Genomic DNA, 16,835 nt, shown 5'->3' with positions numbered 1-16,835 from the left:
AAAAGGGGTCAGTCTGCGGCCCCAAGCGCTTTGCCAACCTTGCTGGAGGTTTGGCGGCCGAGCAGGGCAGACAGCCAGCGGCCGGTGTCGCTCAAAGATTCGATATCGATCCCTGTGTCGAAACCTACGCCGTGCAGCATGTAGACCACATCTTCTGAGGACACGTTGCCGCTAGCGCCTTTTGCATAGGGACAGCCACCCGTCCCGCCAACAGCACTGTCGATGACGCGGACATCCTCTTCGAGGCAGGCCAGAATATTGGCCAAGGCTTGGCCATAGGTGTCGTGGAAGTGGATGGCCAAGTGCGCGATCGGTACCGAACCCGCGACGGCCTTCAACATCGCGCGTGCCTTCGCCGGTGTGCCGACGCCGATCGTGTCGCCCAATGAAATCTCGTAGCACCCCATCTGAAACAGACGCTCAGCCACGTGGACGACATCAGCGATCCGCACGGCACCTTGATAGGGGCAGCCAAGCACAGTCGATACATAACCGCGCACTTTGATGCCATCACTGAGTGCGCGTGCCATCACGGGCTCGAAGCGTGCGATCGATTCGTCGATGCTTGCATTGATATTTTTCAGGTTGAAGGCTTCAGAAGCGGCAGTAAACACCGCGATCTCTTTGACGCCCACAGCCATCGCACGCTCATAGCCTTGCAGGTTGGGTACCAACACCGGGTAGTTCACACCGGGTTTCTGCGTGATCCCAGCGAAAACCTCAGCGGCATCTGCGAGCTGCGGCACCCACTTCGGGCTGACAAAACTCGTCGCCTCGATCGTCTGCAATCCACAACTCGACAATCGATTGATCAATTCAATCTTGTCGGCGGTGGCGATATTCGCTTTTTCGTTCTGCAAGCCGTCACGTGCGCCGACTTCGACAATACGAATGAACGGGGCGGTGCTCATTCGTCATCCTCCAACACCACCAAGACGGTGTCGGCCTCGACGAAGGCGGCGGCCTCTGCGCGCACTTCGGCAATTTTGCCGGCCTTGGCGGCTTTGAGTGAGAGTTCCATTTTCATGGCTTCCATCACCATCAAGATGTCTCCCGCTGCCACGGTGTCGCCAGGCGCGACGTTGACGACGACGACGCGCCCGGGCATCGGCGCGACAATTTGGTTGCCGCTGGCGGCCGACGCAGAATCTGCCAGTTCATGCAGGGGGCGTCTTTCGAAATTCAAGCGTTGATCGTTTGCAAACACTGTCAGCACATCGCCGTGCGTGCGGTAACGAAGATTGCGCGTTTGACCGGCACGCGTCACGGAGACCGACTGTGTGTCTACATGGAATGCATCAAACACATGCGCATTACCGTCAATTGCCACGGTCACCTGTGCGTTGTTTCGGGCAACCTTGGCCAAATGCGTCGCGTGACCATAGGCAATGCGCACGGATTGCACCGCCGGTCCACCGATGCGCCATGCATCATTGCGCGCCCATGGCGACTGGGATTGGTCACCGATGTCAGTCGTTAAGAGTGCGGCCGCAATCGCCTGAATTTCAGCCAGGTCGGATACGGCCTGGGTGCCAACGAACTCGTCAAGGTGGCGGTCGAGATAGCCGGTGTCGATTCGACCTTCGCACACGGCAGGGTGGCGAACCAAACGTTCCAAGAACGCAATGTTGGATTTGGGGCCTTCGACTTCACATTCGGACAGCGCTTCTTGCATGCGCAAGAGCGCACGTTCGCGCGTGGTATCCCACACGATCAACTTGGCAATCATGGGGTCGTAGAAAATCGTGACGGTGTCGCCTTCCACCACACCGGAATCAATGCGGACATTGCGCGAAGGTGCCGGCAAGCGCAGACGCTTCAGTGTGCCCGAGCCCGGTAGGAAGCCCGCATCCGGATCCTCTGCGTACAAACGCACTTCGATGGCATGTCCATAGTGCAGGACTTCTTCCTGCGTTGCGGGCAAGCGCTCACCATTTGCCACGCGCAACTGCCATTCGACCAGATCGAATCCGGTGACCCATTCGGTGACCGGATGTTCAACTTGCAGGCGCGTGTTGATTTCCATGAAGTAGAAGCTGCCGTCAGCGCCGACAATGAACTCCACCGTGCCTGCGTTTTCGTACGCGATGGCTTCACCGGCCAAGATCGCGGCGCGCCCCATTGCTTGACGCATGTCATCCGTCAAGAAAGGTGAGGGCGCTTCTTCGAGCACCTTCTGATATCTGCGCTGCGCCGAGCATTCGCGCTCATTCAAATGGATGACGTCGCCGCTTGAGTCGCCGAAGATCTGAATCTCGATATGACGCGGATTTTCGATATAGCGTTCGAGCAACACGCGGTCACGGCCAAATGCGTTCTTTGCTTCGCGCTGACAGCTTTCAAGGTTGGCGGCGAATTCGTCTGCATGGCGCACGATTCGCATGCCTTTTCCGCCGCCGCCGTGTGCCGCTTTGATCATCAAGGGGTAGCCAATGCGGTTGGCTTCTTGTTGCAAAAGATCAGGCGCTTGTTCTGCACCGGTATATCCCGGGACGACCGGCACACCTGCGGCATCCATCAAATCCTTCGCGCCCGCTTTACTCCCCATCTTGCGCATGGATGCGGCACGCGGACCGATAAACACCAAACCCGCGGCTTCCACCGCGTCGGCGAAATCGGCATTCTCACTCAAGAAACCATAGCCGGGATGAATCGCTTGCGCGCCTGATTTCAGCGCAGCATCCAAAACGGCTTCTGCAGACAAATAGCTTTCTTGCGGGCGTGCGCCACCAATATGCCAAGCTTCATCTGCCTGCAAGACATGCTGTGCATGTGCGTCGGCATCGGAGTAGACCGCAACGGTCTTAACGCCCAACTTTTTACAGGTGCGAATCACTCGGCAAGCGATTTCGCCACGGTTGGCAATCAGAATTTTTTCAAACATCAGTTCTTGATCCAGTTCGGTTTGCGCTTTTCGAGGAATGCAGCAAGGCCTTCTTGGCCTTCAGGAGACACGCGCAACGAAGCGATCAGCGCAGCGTTGCGTGCGTCTTGCGCAAGTGCATCGGCGTCGTTTGCGACGGCGCGTATCAATTGTTTGGCGGCACCTGCAGCGATGGGTGCAGCTTTCAGTAGCGAGGCAATCATGTAGTCGACTGCTTCATCGAGCTGTTCGGGTGCAGTGACAACGTGGAGGAGCCCTAGGCGATGTGCCTCATTCGCATCAAAGATCTCACCCGTCGCAAAGTAGCGACGCGATTGTCGTGCGCCGATCGCCGCAATGACATACGGTGAAATGACGGCGGGTAAGAGCCCGAGTTTGCTTTCGGTCAAACCAAACTTAGCCGCTGTACTGCCAATGGCGATATCACAGCAGGCCACGAGGCCGACACCGCCGCCGAATGCAGAGCCTTGCACGCGGGCAATGACAGGTTTGCTGAGTTCGTCCAAGGTCCGCATCAGCTGTGCCAAGGCCAGCGAATCAACCCGATTTTCAGCCTCGGACATCTTGGCCATGCCGCGCATCCAATTGAGGTCGGCGCCGGCGCTGAAGGACGCGCCCTCAGCCTCGAGGACCACCACGCGAATGCTGTCGTCGGTGTCCAAAGCCTTGAAGGTTTCCGTGAGGTCGGTGATCAGTTGCGCATCAAACGCGTTGTGAACCTCACCGCGCTGCATACGAATACGCGCGACAGCGTCTTGACGGTTCAGATTCAAGGATGCGTACATGCCGGACCTACGGTGGGAGACCCATGAATGATAGCCGTTGAGCCCATTTGGCTTTGTCTTTCCGGTTCAGCCGAGTGTTAGAATGAGAATGATTATTGTTTGGAAGTCATCGTGACACTCACCGACTTAAGCCCATTCACCCCAGCCATTGTTGAGCGCATCGAACCGCGTTCCGACAACGACCCCATTGCGCGACGCCTTGTTGAACTGGGTTTTGTGCCAGGTGAGGCGATTCACGTCATTGCGGTGGCACCGATATCCAATGACCCCATCGTGACGCGCATCGGTTCTGCTCGATTCGCATTGCGTCTTGACGAAGCCCGTCGGATCAAGATCAGGACGGAAGGCGGGCACCTGTGACAACCCCGGCGCTGCGGATCGCACTGATCGGTAATCCGAACTCAGGCAAAACCGCTCTCTTTAATTTGCTGACCGGAAGTCGGCAAAAAGTTGCGAACTACACGGGCGTGACCGTGGAACGCAAAGAAGGTCGGATGAAACTGCCGAGCGGTCGTGAGATCGCCGTGCTTGATTTGCCCGGCGCTTATAGCTTGCATCCCACCAGTTTGGATGAAGCGATTGCACGGGATGTGTGTCGTGGCTTCTACCCCGGCGAAGGTAAGCCTGATGTATTGGTGTGCGTCGTCGATGCGACGAATCTTCAATTGCATTTGCGGTTTGCGCTTGAACTGAAGCAGCTAGGCACGCCGATGATCTTGGCGTTGAATCAAATGGATGCCGCGAAAAAGGTCGGCATTCAAATAGACATCGACGCGATGCAAGCCGCGCTGGGTATTCCGGTCGTACCAACCGTGGCCGTGCGTTCAAACGGCGCAGCGGAATTGGCGGCAGCACTGGAACAAGTCGACGTATTGCATGTGCCTGTGCAACCGGCCTCACTTGATCCCATCGACTTGCACCATGAAGCACGCGATGTGTTGGCGAAGTCGGTCATCATGCCCGCGCAATCCACCAAGTTGGATGACGCGTTGGACCGCTGGTTGCTACATCCGGTGCTCGGATTCGCCATTCTTGCCGTCATTCTGTTTGTGATGTTCCAAGCGGTCTATGCCTGGGCGACGCCGATGATGGATGGCATCGAGGCGGGCGTTGGCTGGATCGGCACGCAAGTTGGAACGATGCTCCCTGACGGGCCTTTGCGCGGCTTGCTTGTCGACGGCATCATCGCCGGCGTCGGTAGCGTTCTGGTGTTCTTGCCGCAAATCCTGATTCTGTTCCTTTTCATTCTTGCGCTGGAAGAAAGTGGTTACTTGCCACGTGCAGCGTTTTTGATGGACCGCTTGATGTTTAAAGCGGGCTTGTCTGGACGTAGCTTCATTCCACTGCTGTCCAGCTTTGCGTGCGCTGTGCCCGGCATCATGGCGACGCGTTCCATCCAAGATCCACGCGATCGTTTGGCAACGATCATGGTGGCGCCGCTGATGACGTGCTCGGCGCGCTTACCTGTTTATGCATTGTTGATCGGTGCATTCATTCCCCAGCAGCGCATCTTGGGCATTTTGAACTTGCAGGGCCTGGTGCTGTTTGGTTTGTACATGGCAGGCATTCTGAGTGCACTGATGGTGTCGTGGGTCATGAAGCGCTGGCGTCGTGACGCTGGTGAGCACATGTTGCTGTTGGAGTTGCCTTCGTATCGTGTGCCGAACGTTCGCGATGTCCTGATCGGTCTTCAAGAACGCGCCATGATTTTCTTGAAGCGCGTCGGCGGCATTATTTTGGCGCTGACCGTGTTGCTGTGGTTCTTGCTCAACTTCCCGACACCGCCTTCAGATTTTGCGGGCCCGGCTGTTGACTACAGTTATGCGGGTCGCCTTGGCCATCTGCTGACCGTCGTGTTTTCACCCTTGGGCTTCAATTGGCAAATTTGTATTGCCTTGATTCCGGGGATGGCTGCGCGCGAAGTTGTCGTTGCATCACTCGGCACTGTTTACGCGGTGCAAGCGGCAAGTGACGACGCCACTGCGCAGGCCTTGGGCCAGATCGTGTCTCAACAGTGGTCGCTTGCCACAGCGCTCTCCTTGCTGATTTGGTTTATCTACGCACCGCAGTGCATTTCGACATTGGCGACGATTCGTCGTGAAACGCGTTCTTGGAAGCAGACACTGATCGCCATGGGCTATTTGTTTGCGCTCGCGTACGGCGCGTCGTTGCTGACGTATCAAGTCGCAAAGATGATGGGGTTGGGCTGAGTCATGTCTTTGACCGTGCAATACATTGTGATCGCGGCCATCGGCCTGTTCTGTCTGGCCTTCGTGGTGCGATCACAACTGCCAAGCACGTGGCGCAAAATGACGGGCTCCATTGCGCTTTGGGCAGTGCGTGATGGTCGGCCGGCGTGGTTGAAGGCGCTGGGTCGTCGGATCGCGCCTTCAGCCCGCGCAGGGAATGCCTGCGGGGGCTGTAGCAATGACGACAACTGCCACTAGTTCTTGCTGCGCATCCGTCGACTTGCGACGACGTCCACACTGAGACTGAAGGTCCGCGTTTCGTTCGCTTTCATCGCACCCACGCCGATGACTTTGCGTTCGATTTCTTCACCGCGTTCGTTCTTGATCACAGCGACCATGCAGTATTCCCACGCACCGGCATCCGGTGGGTGGGTAATGCTGCCCTCGATCTTCAGAGGCTGATCCAGGACTTCGCGATCAGGCGGCACGTCAAAACGCAAATGCCCACGACATGCAGGGCATGTCATGGCACTTTCAAGAATCATGGCCTTGCAATGCGGACATTGGCGCGTTGCGCCAATCGGCTTCTCCGCAGAAGCGCGACCGATCATGATCAGCCGTCGTTGGCGGGTGTACCGGTTCGCTTGCTATCCACGCCTGCGCCGTCTTTCCAGCCGCATTCGACGTGACCCTTGACGCGCGAGCCAGCGGCAATTGTCAACGTGTCTGCTTTGATATCACCGCTCAGCGTACAGCTCTTCAGCAGTTCCACATGCTGCGCCGATTCGATGTTGCCGTCGAGTTCGCCCGCAAGGCTGACACGATCAGCGCGCACACTGCCGTTCAACTTGGCGCCTTCTTCAACGGTCAAATTGCCTTTGACATTGACATCGCCTTTGAACTTGCCGGCAATGCGCACGTGACCCGAGCCTTCGATTTTGCCTTCGATCGATAGGTCGGGAGAAATAATGGATTCCTTGAGCGCAGGACTGGCGGGTGCCATAGACGTCGCGGGGGCAGGTGCAGAAACGATGGGTGCGGTCATCGGAGGTGCCGACACTGCATTGTCAGGAAACGCGGCCACATCCACACGTGTGCCGTCCTTTTCTTTTTCTTTCCAACCAATTGCCATTGCGATTTACCCTTCGGGGGAAGGCAGCGCTGCTGCGGGCTTCATAACGTAGCACGCAAAAACCGGTACCTCTCCATTCAGCAAAAGCCCAACGTCAAAACTGAGAACGCGTGTTCATTTCGTGCGTTGTAGGCGAACGCGAAGCGCAACCGCCGTCATGTTGACCAAACACACGGCCAACCACAAAGTGGCCCACACGCCCATGTTTCCGACAATCGTTTTCCAGAATGCCGGCGATACAAAGGTCACCAAGTTGGCGTCCTTGAAGGCAGGGAACGACGCTAAGGGGACCCAGAAGCAGATACGCGACGCCGCGACGGCCAAACGCGGCAGCGTGATCTTCTTGCGCACGGCTACGGCTCGCCAAAATGACACCGACGCTGCGTCCAAGTGTGTCTGTGCTGCATTGGGATCCGCTGCGTCAAACTTTTGCCAGAGCTCGAGGATCCGGCGCGGCATTCCAAACATCAGCATGAAGAAAGCGCGACGCCAAAAGTGGAAGGGCGTGCTGAGCTCCCGGTAGATCAGACGGTCGAAGTAGCGCGTATGCGGATCGCTGAACTCAGCGTGCAAGGCGTTGTACGCACGCGCGCCATCAAAGTCGTGTTCAAGCGCGGTCAGTCGATCAATCAGCCAAGGCGCCTTGAAATCCACTTGGTCAAGTCCAAAGAACTGTTTGACCACTTCCATCATTTCGATGGAGACGGGCGGGTAGACCTGTTCCATTTGATCGAGGATGTCCCAGCGCATGGCATCCTTACGCGCAATCGAGAACATCGCAGGATGCGCGTTGAGCCAGCGCACCATCTCAGACGGCGTGTCCTGCGCGAAGCGATTGATGAAGTCGTCTAAGAACGTCTCGTCGTCGACGTTGTCCTCGATTTCGTGGATAACATCGAGGCGTTCGATCTGCGGTGGATCTGCGAGAGACTGCTCAGCTTCTTGGTAGCGTGACGCATCCTCGATCTCTTCCACCGTTTCTTCTTCGACGGCATCATTCCCTACGTTGTCCAGGCAATACGTGTACGCCTCGTGGAGCGCTTGAAATGCAATGGGATCTTCGTCGGGACGCGTCGATTTCAATTGGCGCGCATAGGCGCGCTTAATCTCAAGCACGCTGGCATTCTGCGCTATACCCAGACGCTTGTAGGGGTTCATGCGAAGGGCGAGGTGTCGATTTCAGCGAGCGCGCCATCCAGCTCACGGCGTACCCGATCGATTTGCGCAAGATCTTGCGACTCCAAGTGGGCCATGAATGTCGACAACCATTCGTCGAGCATAGGCCGCAAGTCCAGGCGCTCTTCATAGACACGTTCCAAGCGGGCAATGGTTGCCAAGTTCGCCTGCGTCTCGCGTGGGTGGACCTTGATGGACGCGAGTTCTGCAAGCCTGGCGCGCACTTCGTCCTCATTCAGTACACCGGGTGTGTTCTGCAGAATCAGTTCTTCGACGTTGCCAGTTGAAAGCAATTTGGCTTCAACCTGTAACACGCCATTGACGTCGTAAGTAAATCGAACGTCGACCACAGAATCTGCGACTTTGGTGCGAGGTGGCAACTTCACACTGAGTGCGCCGAGCAACACGTTGTTTGAGACGCGCGGACTTTCGCCTTGATACACCTCGAGCAGAATCTCGCGCTGGTTGTCTTCGATGGCGTTGAAGCTTTCCGACCGACTGACAGGCACGGTGCAGTTGCGTTCGAGGATCGGCGAAAAATGGCCTTCTGTTCGACGGCCGTTGCCATGGTCACGTGATACGCCGACACCCAAGGTATAGGGGCAGACATCCGTGAGCACCATTTCTTCCAAGGCTTCATTTCTTGCCTTCATGCCAGCGGCGACGCATGCGCCCAGCGCAATGGCTTCGTCTGGATGGACATGACGCAACGGCAGTCGGCCGAGCATTCGGGCGACCAATCGGGTAAAGATCGGCATCCGCGACGCGCCGCCAACGAGAATCACTTCGGCTAGATCAGAAGGCGATAGCTTTGCATCTCGAATCGCACGCTCGATGGGTGCGCGAACACGTTGAAGCAGCGATTCGGATGAGCGCTGAAAACGGGCCTCGGTGATTTCCCAGATGTGGTGCTTTCCCTGCAGATCGATGTCGAGGGTGATGCGGTCTTTCGTGCTCAATGCAGATTTCACTTGCTCCATGCGCGTACGAAGCAAGGCGAGCTCTGCACGCGTCAGTGCATTCAAATCGATCTTCATCTCTGTGACGAATAGATCGATCAAGACGTGCAAGAAATCCTCTCCGCCCAAGCGGTTGTCGCCGGCCGAGGCATGCACCTGCATGACGCCATCAAAGATCTCCAGGATCGACACGTCGAATGTGCCGCCACCGAGATCCAGCACGATAAACGTCGCGCCATCCATGCGTTCTTGTAGGCCGTAGGCGAGGGCAGCTGCCGTCGGCTCATTGAGCAGGCGCTCAACTTTGATGCCAGCCAATTCACCCGCAATGCGTGTGGCTTTGCGCTGTGCATCACCAAAATAGGCGGGCACTGAAATGATGGCTTCCGTGACCTTCTCACCTGTGGCCGCTTCCGCATCGGCGATCAGAGACTTCAGAACGAATGCAGACAAATCTTCGGCTCTAAACCCGTGCGAACCCAATCGAGTTTCACGCGAAGTGCCCATCCACCTTTTGAAGGTGGACACACTGCTTTCCGGGTGCGTCATCGCGCGATCACGCGCTGCTGCGCCGACGAGTACGTTGCCTTGATCGTCTAGCGAAATCGCAGACGGTGTGAGGACTTCACCTTGTGCATTAGGAAAAAGCTCAGGGCCGTCCTTGCCAAATCGTCCTACTAACGAATGTGTTGTGCCGAGATCGATACCAATAATCATTCAGTGCGCTCACATCCGGAACACGCCGAACTTCGTGGGTTCGATCGGCGCATTCAAAGATGCATGCAAAGCCAAGCCCAAGACGCGACGCGTGTCAGCTGGATCAATGATGCCGTCATCCCAAAGGCGTGCGGTGGAATGATAGGGATTGCCCTGGTCTTCATACTGCGCACGGATCGGCGCTTTGAAGTTTTCTTCTTCTTCCGCCGACCATGCACCGCCACGAGACTCGATACCGTCGCGCTTTACCGTGGCCAAAACACTGGCAGCTTGCTCGCCACCCATCACACTGATGCGTGCATTCGGCCACATCCACAGAAACCTGCCGCCGTAGGCACGGCCACACATCGCGTAGTTTCCTGCGCCGAAACTGCCACCGATCACCACCGTGAATTTCGGCACATTCGAGCACGCCACAGCCGTCACCATCTTTGCGCCGTCGCGTGCAATGCCGGCATTCTCATACTTTTTGCCGACCATGAAGCCGGTGATGTTTTGCAAGAACACCAAGGGAATTTTGCGTTGATTGCACAACTCAATGAAGTGCGCGCCCTTCAGCGCCGACTCTGAAAACAAGATGCCGTTGTTCGCGATGATGCCGACCGGGCAGCCATGAATATGCGCAAAGCCACAGACCAAGGTAGCGCCGTAACGCGCCTTGAATTCTTGAAACTCGCTGCCATCCACCAAACGCGCAATCACTTCGCGAATATCAAACGGAATTCTCGCTTCTTGCGGCACGATGCCGTACAGCTCGCGCGCATTGAACTTGGGTTCCACCGGTGCGCGCAACTCTGCCACTTTCGGCTTGCCACGATTGAAGGTCGAAACAATGTCGCGCGCGATCGCCAATGCGTGGTGGTCGTCTTCCGCCAGGTGATCAGCAACGCCGGAAACACGCGTGTGCACATCTGCACCACCCAAGGCTTCGGCGTCGACAACTTCACCGGTCGCAGCTTTCACGAGCGGTGGGCCACCTAAGAAGATCGTGCCTTGATTCTTCACGATGATGCTTTCATCGCACATCGCAGGCACATACGCGCCGCCTGCCGTACAACTGCCCATCACAACCGCGACTTGCGGGATGGCTTCGCCACTCATGCGCGCTTGGTTGTAGAAGATGCGACCGAAATGTTCTTTGTCCGGAAAAACTTCATCTTGCAGCGGCAAGAAGGCGCCGCCGGAGTCCACCAAATAAATGCAGGGCAAGCGGTTTTCAAGCGCCACTTCTTGTGCGCGCAAATGCTTTTTGACGGTCATTGGGAAATAGGTGCCACCCTTGACCGTCGCATCATTGGCCACCAGCACACATTCCTGACCCATCACCCGACCGATGCCGGTCACGATGCCTGCAGCGGGGGCTGCGCCGTCATACATGTCTTCTGCAGCCAGTGCATTCAATTCGAGAAACGGTGCGCCCGGATCGAGTAGGGCAGTGATGCGTTCGCGTGCCAACAACTTGCCGCGTGCTTCGTGCTTTTCGCGTGCGGCATCGCCGCCACCTTGTGCCGCGCGTACAAGACGCGATTTGAGTTCGGCCAAAAGACTTTCGTGATAGGCCGTGTTCGCCTTGAATTCGGCGGAGCCAGTGTCTATCCGAGACTTCAATTCGGGCATGAAGAATTCACCGTAAATCAGAATAGATAAGGATACCTTGCCACTGATACAAAGAAGAAAGGCCCGCTTTCGCGGGCCTTTCAGAAGTTTCGACTCCCTTGCGGGAAGCGATATTACTTCTTGGCGTCAGCCTTGACAGCGTCAGCCTTAGCTTCGGTCGCAGCAGCTGCGTCCTTGACAGCGTCAGCAGCCTTGGCGGTTGCGTCAGCAGCAGCAACGGTTGCGTCAGCAGCAGCAGCCTTGGTTGCGTCAGCAGCGCCGGCGGTTGCAGCAGCAGCCGAAGCGGCAGCAGCGTCACCAGCAGCAGCGGCGGCGTCGCCAGCAGCGTTAGCAGCGGTAGCAGCGGCTTCGCCGGTTGCTTGAGCAGCGTCACCAGCAGCAGCGGCAGCGTCGCCAGCAGCAGCTTGAGCTTGGTCAGCCGAAGCAGCAGCTTCGTCGGCCTTTTGTTCGGTTGCGCCGTTGCAGGCAGCGAGAGCGATGGCCGAAGCGGCGATCAGAGCAGCAAATTTGATCTTCATGGAAAACTCCAAAGTTAAGTAGTGGGTGTAAAGCTTTTTGTTGAACCGGTTTTGATCCGGATTCTGAAAGCGGCCGTCAACGAATTGACGGCCGCATATAACGCTCAATTGTCCTTATTGGACGATTGGATTACTTCTTGGCTTCGCCAGCGTCTTTAGCGTCTTCCGTTGCCTTGGCGGCAGCGTCAGCGGCTTCAGCGTGCTGTTCAGCGGCGTCAGCGTGTGCGTCAGCAGCAGCAGCGGTCGGAGCAGCGGCAGCAGCAGCGGCTTCCTTGTTAGCGGCTTCAGCGTTAGCTGCAGCAGCGTCGGCGCCAGCAGCAGCGGTAGCTGCTTCCGGGGTGCCAGCGGTTTCAGCCGTGGTGGCTTGTGCTTCAGCGGCCGATTGGTTGGCTTGAGCAGCCGAGTCAGCGGCTTGGTCAGCGTTCGAGCAAGCGGTCAGGGCGAGGCCCAGGGCGGCAGCCAACAGTGCTTTATTCAAGGTCATGATCATTTCCTTAAGTTGAAAGGTTCAACGCGAGGAATCGCGTTGGATACATTAATGACCAATCCGTGACCCATGTCAATAGACTTGTCCGGATTTTTTTTAGACTACGTTGGTCCCTAGTTATTCGCTCTTCAGGCTGGTCTTCACGCCATCTGAATGGCCACCGCCGTCGCTTCGCCGCCACCGATACAGAGCGAGGCAACGCCGCGCTTGGCACCACGCGCTTGCATGGCATGAATCAGGGTGACCAAGAGCCGTGCACCGCTGCAGCCGATGGGGTGTCCCAATGCAACTGCGCCACCGTTCACATTGATCTTTTCACGGGGGATGTGCAATTCATGCATAGGCAGCATTGCGACCACCGAAAAAGCTTCATTGATCTCAAACAAGTCTACTTCTTCAGCCTTCCAGCCTGCCTTCTCAAGGACTTGCTGGATCGCACCCACGGGCGCGACAGTGAATTGATCCGGCGCAAGTGAATTGGTTGCATGCGCGACAACGGTGGCCAAAATCTCGGCACCGCTCTTCTCAGCGGCTTCGCGCGAAGCGACGACCAAAGCAGCGGCGCCATCGGAGATCTTTGAAGAGGCGGCGGCGGTCAGCACGCCTTCTTTACCGAACGCAGGACGCAGCGTCGGGATTTTCGCCAAATCGATCTTCGCGGGTTCTTCGTCGGTGTCGACAACCACTTCACCTTTACGCGTGCTGACGGTGACCGGTGCGATTTCTGCTTTGAACGCACCACTTGCGATGGCTTCTTGTGCGCGCTTGACGCTTTCAGTCGAATACGCGTCGAGTGCGTCGCGGTCGATATTGAATTTGGCGCAGGTCGCATCACCGAAGACACCCATGGCCTTGCCGTCATACGGGTTGGTCAAACCATCCCACGCCATATGGTCGAGGAACTCGGCACTGCCATAGCGAATGCCCGTGCGCGAACCGTTCAACAAATGCGGTGCATTGGTCATGGATTCCATGCCGCCCGCAACCACGACATTGGCCGTGCCCGCCTTGATCAGGTCGTGGGCAAACATCACGGCCTTCATTCCCGATCCGCACACCTTATTGATGGTGGTGCAACCGGTGCGATGTGGCAGGCCTGCCGCCAATGACGCCTGACGTGCGGGTGCTTGTCCCAAACCGGCCGGCAACACGCAGCCCATGATGACTTCATCCACAGAATCGGTGGACAGCTTTGCGTGCTCAAGTGCGGCCTTGATGGCCGTGGCACCGAGTTGCGGGGTCGGCACGCCCGTGAATTGACCCAACATGGAGCCGATGGCTGTGCGCTTGGCACCGACGATAACGACATCACCCATAAGGAGGTACTTCCAAAAGCAAGGGAATCCCCAATTATGAAGGTTCGAACGCCTCCGCGCGATGTCTTGACAAACAGACTCGGGTGAATGCGCCTACCTGTTGCGCACGCCTCAGCTTTCGCACAGGATTAAGCAGATCAGAAGCCATCAAGCGGGGAGTGCGATGAAGAAACGTTCGATGAACGTGTTGGCGATGGCAGTGACAGCGTCATTGGCACTTGGATTGACCGCATGTGGCGGCGGCGGTGGGACGAAGTCGAGCGGGGGCAGTGGGTCTCCGGTCGGCGGTACACCTAGCACGCCACCGCCGGTGCTCGGCTCGGTCCAACAAGACTTGAGTTTGAAAACCTTGGCGACGCCACCGACGGTCGTTGCACTATTGCCTGCTTCTGGCACGCAGCCGATATACAGCGAACACTTGCGACTGATCAATGCCGATCAAAGCTATGCGAATGGCTTGAAGGGTTCGGGCGTCACCATCGGAATCATGGATTCGGGCGTGAATTCGACGCACCCCACGTTAAATGGTCGAGTGATGTACTCGTTGTTTGCACTGGATCCGGCTGACAACAATGCGAATGTCGACTACGTCAAACCGCATGGCACCGTGGTTGCAGAATTGGCCGCAGGCGCGCCCAGCGGGCAATATGGCGGCGGGGTTGCGCCGTTGTCGAACATTGCGTCGGTGCGCATGATCCAAGATAAAGACCCGGTCGATGACGGGTCAGGTCAAGGCAATGAAATCACGCCTGCAGATGCTGCAGGTATGGGTAATTTCTTAAAAGAAGTGCATCGTCTGATTGCTGATCAAGGTGCGAAAATCTCCAACAATTCATGGGGTGGTTTGTACTGGACCGACCCCGCGGCAACGCCTGGCATCGTTTCAGGATTTGCAGATTTCATTTTGAACCGCGATGGCATCGTGGTGTTCGCCAATGGCAATGCGGGTGACATTGCAGCTTTAAAAGCAAATCCATCTGACATGGCGTCATTGCCCAGCATGTCAGTGGATGCGGCAAAACTGGAAAAAGGTTGGCTCACTGTGGCCGCTTTGGATCCGGCGGTGCCAACGCAGTTGACGTCGTGGTCCCAACAATGCGGCCGCGCGATGAACTATTGTTTGACCGCGCCGGGCATCGTGACCTACATCAGCGCTGATGCCCAATACTATTTGCGCGGTGGCGGCACCTCATATGCGGCACCGCTCGTCTCAGGCGCGGCGGCCGTGGTTTGGTCTGCGTTTCCTTATTTCAATAACGATCTGGTTAGACAAACGCTCCTTGGCACTGCCAAAGATTTAGGTGCGCCGGGCGTTGATCCGGTGTTTGGCTACGGCTTGCTAGACGTAGGCAAAGCAATCAAAGGGCCGGGTCAATTCAATTGGGGCAATGTCACCGTTGCACCCTCTAACAACTCGGTCTGGCGCAACACGATTACGGGCACAGGTGGCTTGATCAAGAACGGCGCCGGCACCTTGACCCTCACTGAAGCGCAAGGCTACACAGGTGGAACAACCGTCAACGCGGGCGCATTGGATGTAAGAAAGGGTCTGAATTCGAAGCTAACGATTGCAAGCGGCGGCTTGGTGTACGCGGCAGGCCGCTTCAATGGCGGGGTAGACAATGCCGGCAAATTCTTTTCAGACCAGAACGCAGTTGTGACCGTGGCAGGCAATTACACGCAATCGGCCTCAGGCAATCTGGGCGTTTGGGTGGGCAACACGGTCAGTGTGACCGGTAGCGCAAACATCAACGGACAGCTAAGCATCTTGGGTCAGAAGTCGGGCTACACCTCGAAGAGCCGCGAGACCGTACTCAATACGTTGGGCGGCTTGACGGGTACATTCGCAACGGTAAAAACGGCTTCGAATGTTTTTCTTGATGCAACGATGAGTTATGACGCGAACAATGCCTATCTCAACGTCACGCGCTTGCAAGTCACTGCGTTAGCGAACGATGCGCAGATGTCTTCTGCAGCCATCAATAGTGCGGGCCGCGTAGAAGCCGCCATGACATCTATCGATGTGGGTGCGGTGGACAACACCAACTTCGTGCTGAGTGCAGCATCACTCCAACATGCGCGAGATCGCGGAGAGGCCGAGCGGAGTTTGCAAAGCTTGGGTGGTGAAATCCATGCTTCATCGGCAGCCATGACGTTTGAGTCTTTAGATATCGGACGTCGAACCGTGACCGATCGGTTGGATCGGTTGATGCAAGGTGACGCGACGTCCGCTTCTTGGTCCCACGCATTGCAGAGCAATGGCAATTTGATCAGTGCTGGCTACAGCGCGCTGGGCATGGATGTCACAGGCAATATGTCGGGCTTTGACATGCGTTGGGGACGCAACGGTGTCTTAGGTGCGGCCTACAGTTCAACGGAAACCAATAGTTGGTTGTCGGCGTTCGGCGATCGAAGCCGCGGCCGTCAGGGTGAGGCACAAATTTACGCGGCTTGGTTTGGTCGTTCTGCCTTTTTGCAAGCACTTGCAGGTGCAGGTCGATTTGATCGCCAAATTGAACGTCATTTGCAGCTAGGTGCCTTGGGCGAAACCGTGACTAGCCAAGTGCATGGCACCTACACGTTTGCGGGTGTCGAAGGGGGTGTCGGCGTGAACGTCGCAGGCATCAGACTGACGCCTTACGTCGGGACCCAGTATGCCAATGCAACAACGCGTGATTTTGATGAAGGCGGTTTGACGGGCTTTGCACTGCGAAGCCGCGGTGGCGATGCGAGCCGTTGGCAAGCCTACTCGGGCCTGCGTGCAGCGCAAAGTTGGACAGTGGGAAATGGCGTGCGGATGGGTTTTGAATTGCGCAGTGAATGGCAGCAATTGCTCGCATCGCAAAACACCTTGAATGCGACGTTCACCGCATTGAACGCTTGGATGCCGGTGCAAGGACTCGGCTTCGCGAAGCACAGCGCGCTTTACAGCTTGGGCTTCAATACCGAGTTTGGGAAAGGCAATGTGCTGAAACTCGATGTGAGTCAGCGGACGTCAACCTTGGGCACGAACACTGCCGCAATGCTGACGTATCAGCGCGGCTTCTAACAAAAA

15 protein-coding genes are annotated in these 16,835 nt (G+C 56.8%); 4 read left to right on the top strand and 11 right to left on the bottom strand.

The window, feature by feature from the left end; all coding sequences use genetic code 11:
• Window positions 1–8 precede the first annotated feature (8 nt).
• Genes G7069_RS09640 through G7069_RS09630 form a run of 3 tightly spaced genes read right to left on the bottom strand, consistent with a single transcriptional unit; the run spans window position 9 to window position 3,669 of the window.
• On the bottom strand, window positions 9–911 hold the full coding sequence (locus G7069_RS09640) for a hydroxymethylglutaryl-CoA lyase (RefSeq protein ID WP_166297019.1): 903 nt from the start codon (window positions 909–911) through the stop codon (window positions 9–11).
• Window positions 908–2,884 (bottom strand): acetyl/propionyl/methylcrotonyl-CoA carboxylase subunit alpha, encoded by a 1,977-nt coding sequence (locus tag G7069_RS09635; RefSeq protein WP_166297017.1) that lies wholly within the window; start codon window positions 2,882–2,884, stop codon window positions 908–910. The genes G7069_RS09640 and G7069_RS09635 overlap by 4 nt, the downstream gene beginning before the upstream one ends.
• Window positions 2,884–3,669 (bottom strand): enoyl-CoA hydratase-related protein, encoded by a 786-nt coding sequence (locus G7069_RS09630; RefSeq protein ID WP_166297015.1) that lies wholly within the window; start codon window positions 3,667–3,669, stop codon window positions 2,884–2,886. The genes G7069_RS09635 and G7069_RS09630 overlap by 1 nt, the downstream gene beginning before the upstream one ends.
• A 111-nt stretch (window positions 3,670–3,780) precedes the next feature.
• On the opposite strand from G7069_RS09630, the gene G7069_RS09625 reads away from it, so the two are divergent.
• The 3 genes from G7069_RS09625 to G7069_RS09615 are packed head-to-tail and all read left to right on the top strand — an operon-like array spanning window position 3,781 to window position 6,116.
• The gene (locus tag G7069_RS09625) at window positions 3,781–4,029 is read left to right on the top strand and encodes a FeoA family protein (RefSeq protein ID WP_205758715.1); all 249 of its coding nucleotides are present in this window, start codon (window positions 3,781–3,783) and stop codon (window positions 4,027–4,029) included.
• On the top strand, window positions 4,026–5,879 hold the full coding sequence (locus G7069_RS09620) for a ferrous iron transporter B (protein ID WP_166297013.1): 1,854 nt from the start codon (window positions 4,026–4,028) through the stop codon (window positions 5,877–5,879). Before G7069_RS09625 ends, G7069_RS09620 begins: the two co-directional genes overlap by 4 nt.
• A gap of 3 nt (window positions 5,880–5,882) precedes the next feature.
• Complete coding sequence (locus G7069_RS09615; RefSeq protein WP_166297011.1) at window positions 5,883–6,116, top strand: DUF6587 family protein; 234 nt, start codon at window positions 5,883–5,885, stop codon at window positions 6,114–6,116.
• On the opposite strand, the gene G7069_RS09610 is transcribed toward G7069_RS09615, so the two are convergent.
• The 8 genes from G7069_RS09610 to G7069_RS09575 all read right to left on the bottom strand — a co-directional run bounded on the left by G7069_RS09610 (window position 6,113) and on the right by G7069_RS09575 (window position 13,780).
• On the bottom strand, window positions 6,113–6,469 hold the full coding sequence (locus tag G7069_RS09610; protein ID WP_166297009.1) for a hypothetical protein: 357 nt from the start codon (window positions 6,467–6,469) through the stop codon (window positions 6,113–6,115). The genes G7069_RS09615 and G7069_RS09610 overlap by 4 nt on opposite strands.
• A 2-nt stretch (window positions 6,470–6,471) precedes the next feature.
• Entirely contained in the window at window positions 6,472–6,990 is a 519-nt protein-coding gene (locus tag G7069_RS09605; protein ID WP_166297007.1) for a polymer-forming cytoskeletal protein, read from the bottom strand.
• A gap of 114 nt (window positions 6,991–7,104) precedes the next feature.
• Complete coding sequence (locus G7069_RS10720; protein ID WP_240912574.1) at window positions 7,105–8,106, bottom strand: hypothetical protein; 1,002 nt, start codon at window positions 8,104–8,106, stop codon at window positions 7,105–7,107.
• Between the two features lie 38 nt (window positions 8,107–8,144).
• Window positions 8,145–9,842 carry a molecular chaperone HscC gene (locus tag G7069_RS09595; RefSeq protein WP_166297006.1) on the bottom strand — a complete coding sequence of 566 codons (1,698 nt, stop codon included), beginning with the start codon at window positions 9,840–9,842 and terminating at the stop codon, window positions 8,145–8,147.
• 9 nt (window positions 9,843–9,851) lie between these two features.
• A complete protein-coding gene (locus G7069_RS09590; protein WP_166297004.1) occupies window positions 9,852–11,459 on the bottom strand; it encodes a carboxyl transferase domain-containing protein in 1,608 nt (535 codons plus the stop codon).
• 113 nt (window positions 11,460–11,572) lie between these two features.
• Window positions 11,573–11,977, bottom strand: coding sequence for a hypothetical protein (locus tag G7069_RS09585; RefSeq protein ID WP_166297002.1), 405 nt, complete (start codon window positions 11,975–11,977; stop codon window positions 11,573–11,575).
• Between the two features lie 130 nt (window positions 11,978–12,107).
• Window positions 12,108–12,461, bottom strand: a complete 354-nt coding sequence (locus tag G7069_RS09580; protein ID WP_166297000.1) for a hypothetical protein — start codon at window positions 12,459–12,461, stop codon at window positions 12,108–12,110.
• Window positions 12,462–12,604: 143 nt separating this feature from the next.
• The gene (locus G7069_RS09575) at window positions 12,605–13,780 is read right to left on the bottom strand and encodes a thiolase family protein (protein WP_166296998.1); all 1,176 of its coding nucleotides are present in this window, start codon (window positions 13,778–13,780) and stop codon (window positions 12,605–12,607) included.
• Window positions 13,781–13,943: 163 nt separating this feature from the next.
• On the opposite strand from G7069_RS09575, the gene G7069_RS09570 reads away from it, so the two are divergent.
• A complete protein-coding gene (locus G7069_RS09570) occupies window positions 13,944–16,829 on the top strand; it encodes an autotransporter serine protease (RefSeq protein WP_166296996.1) in 2,886 nt (961 codons plus the stop codon).
• Window positions 16,830–16,835 lie beyond the last annotated feature (6 nt).

Origin of the sequence: Lysobacter sp. HDW10 (assembly GCF_011300685.1) — a bacterium.
GTDB lineage: Bacteria > Pseudomonadota > Gammaproteobacteria > Xanthomonadales > Xanthomonadaceae > Solilutibacter.
This window is presented reverse-complemented; position numbering and strand designations above follow the sequence as displayed.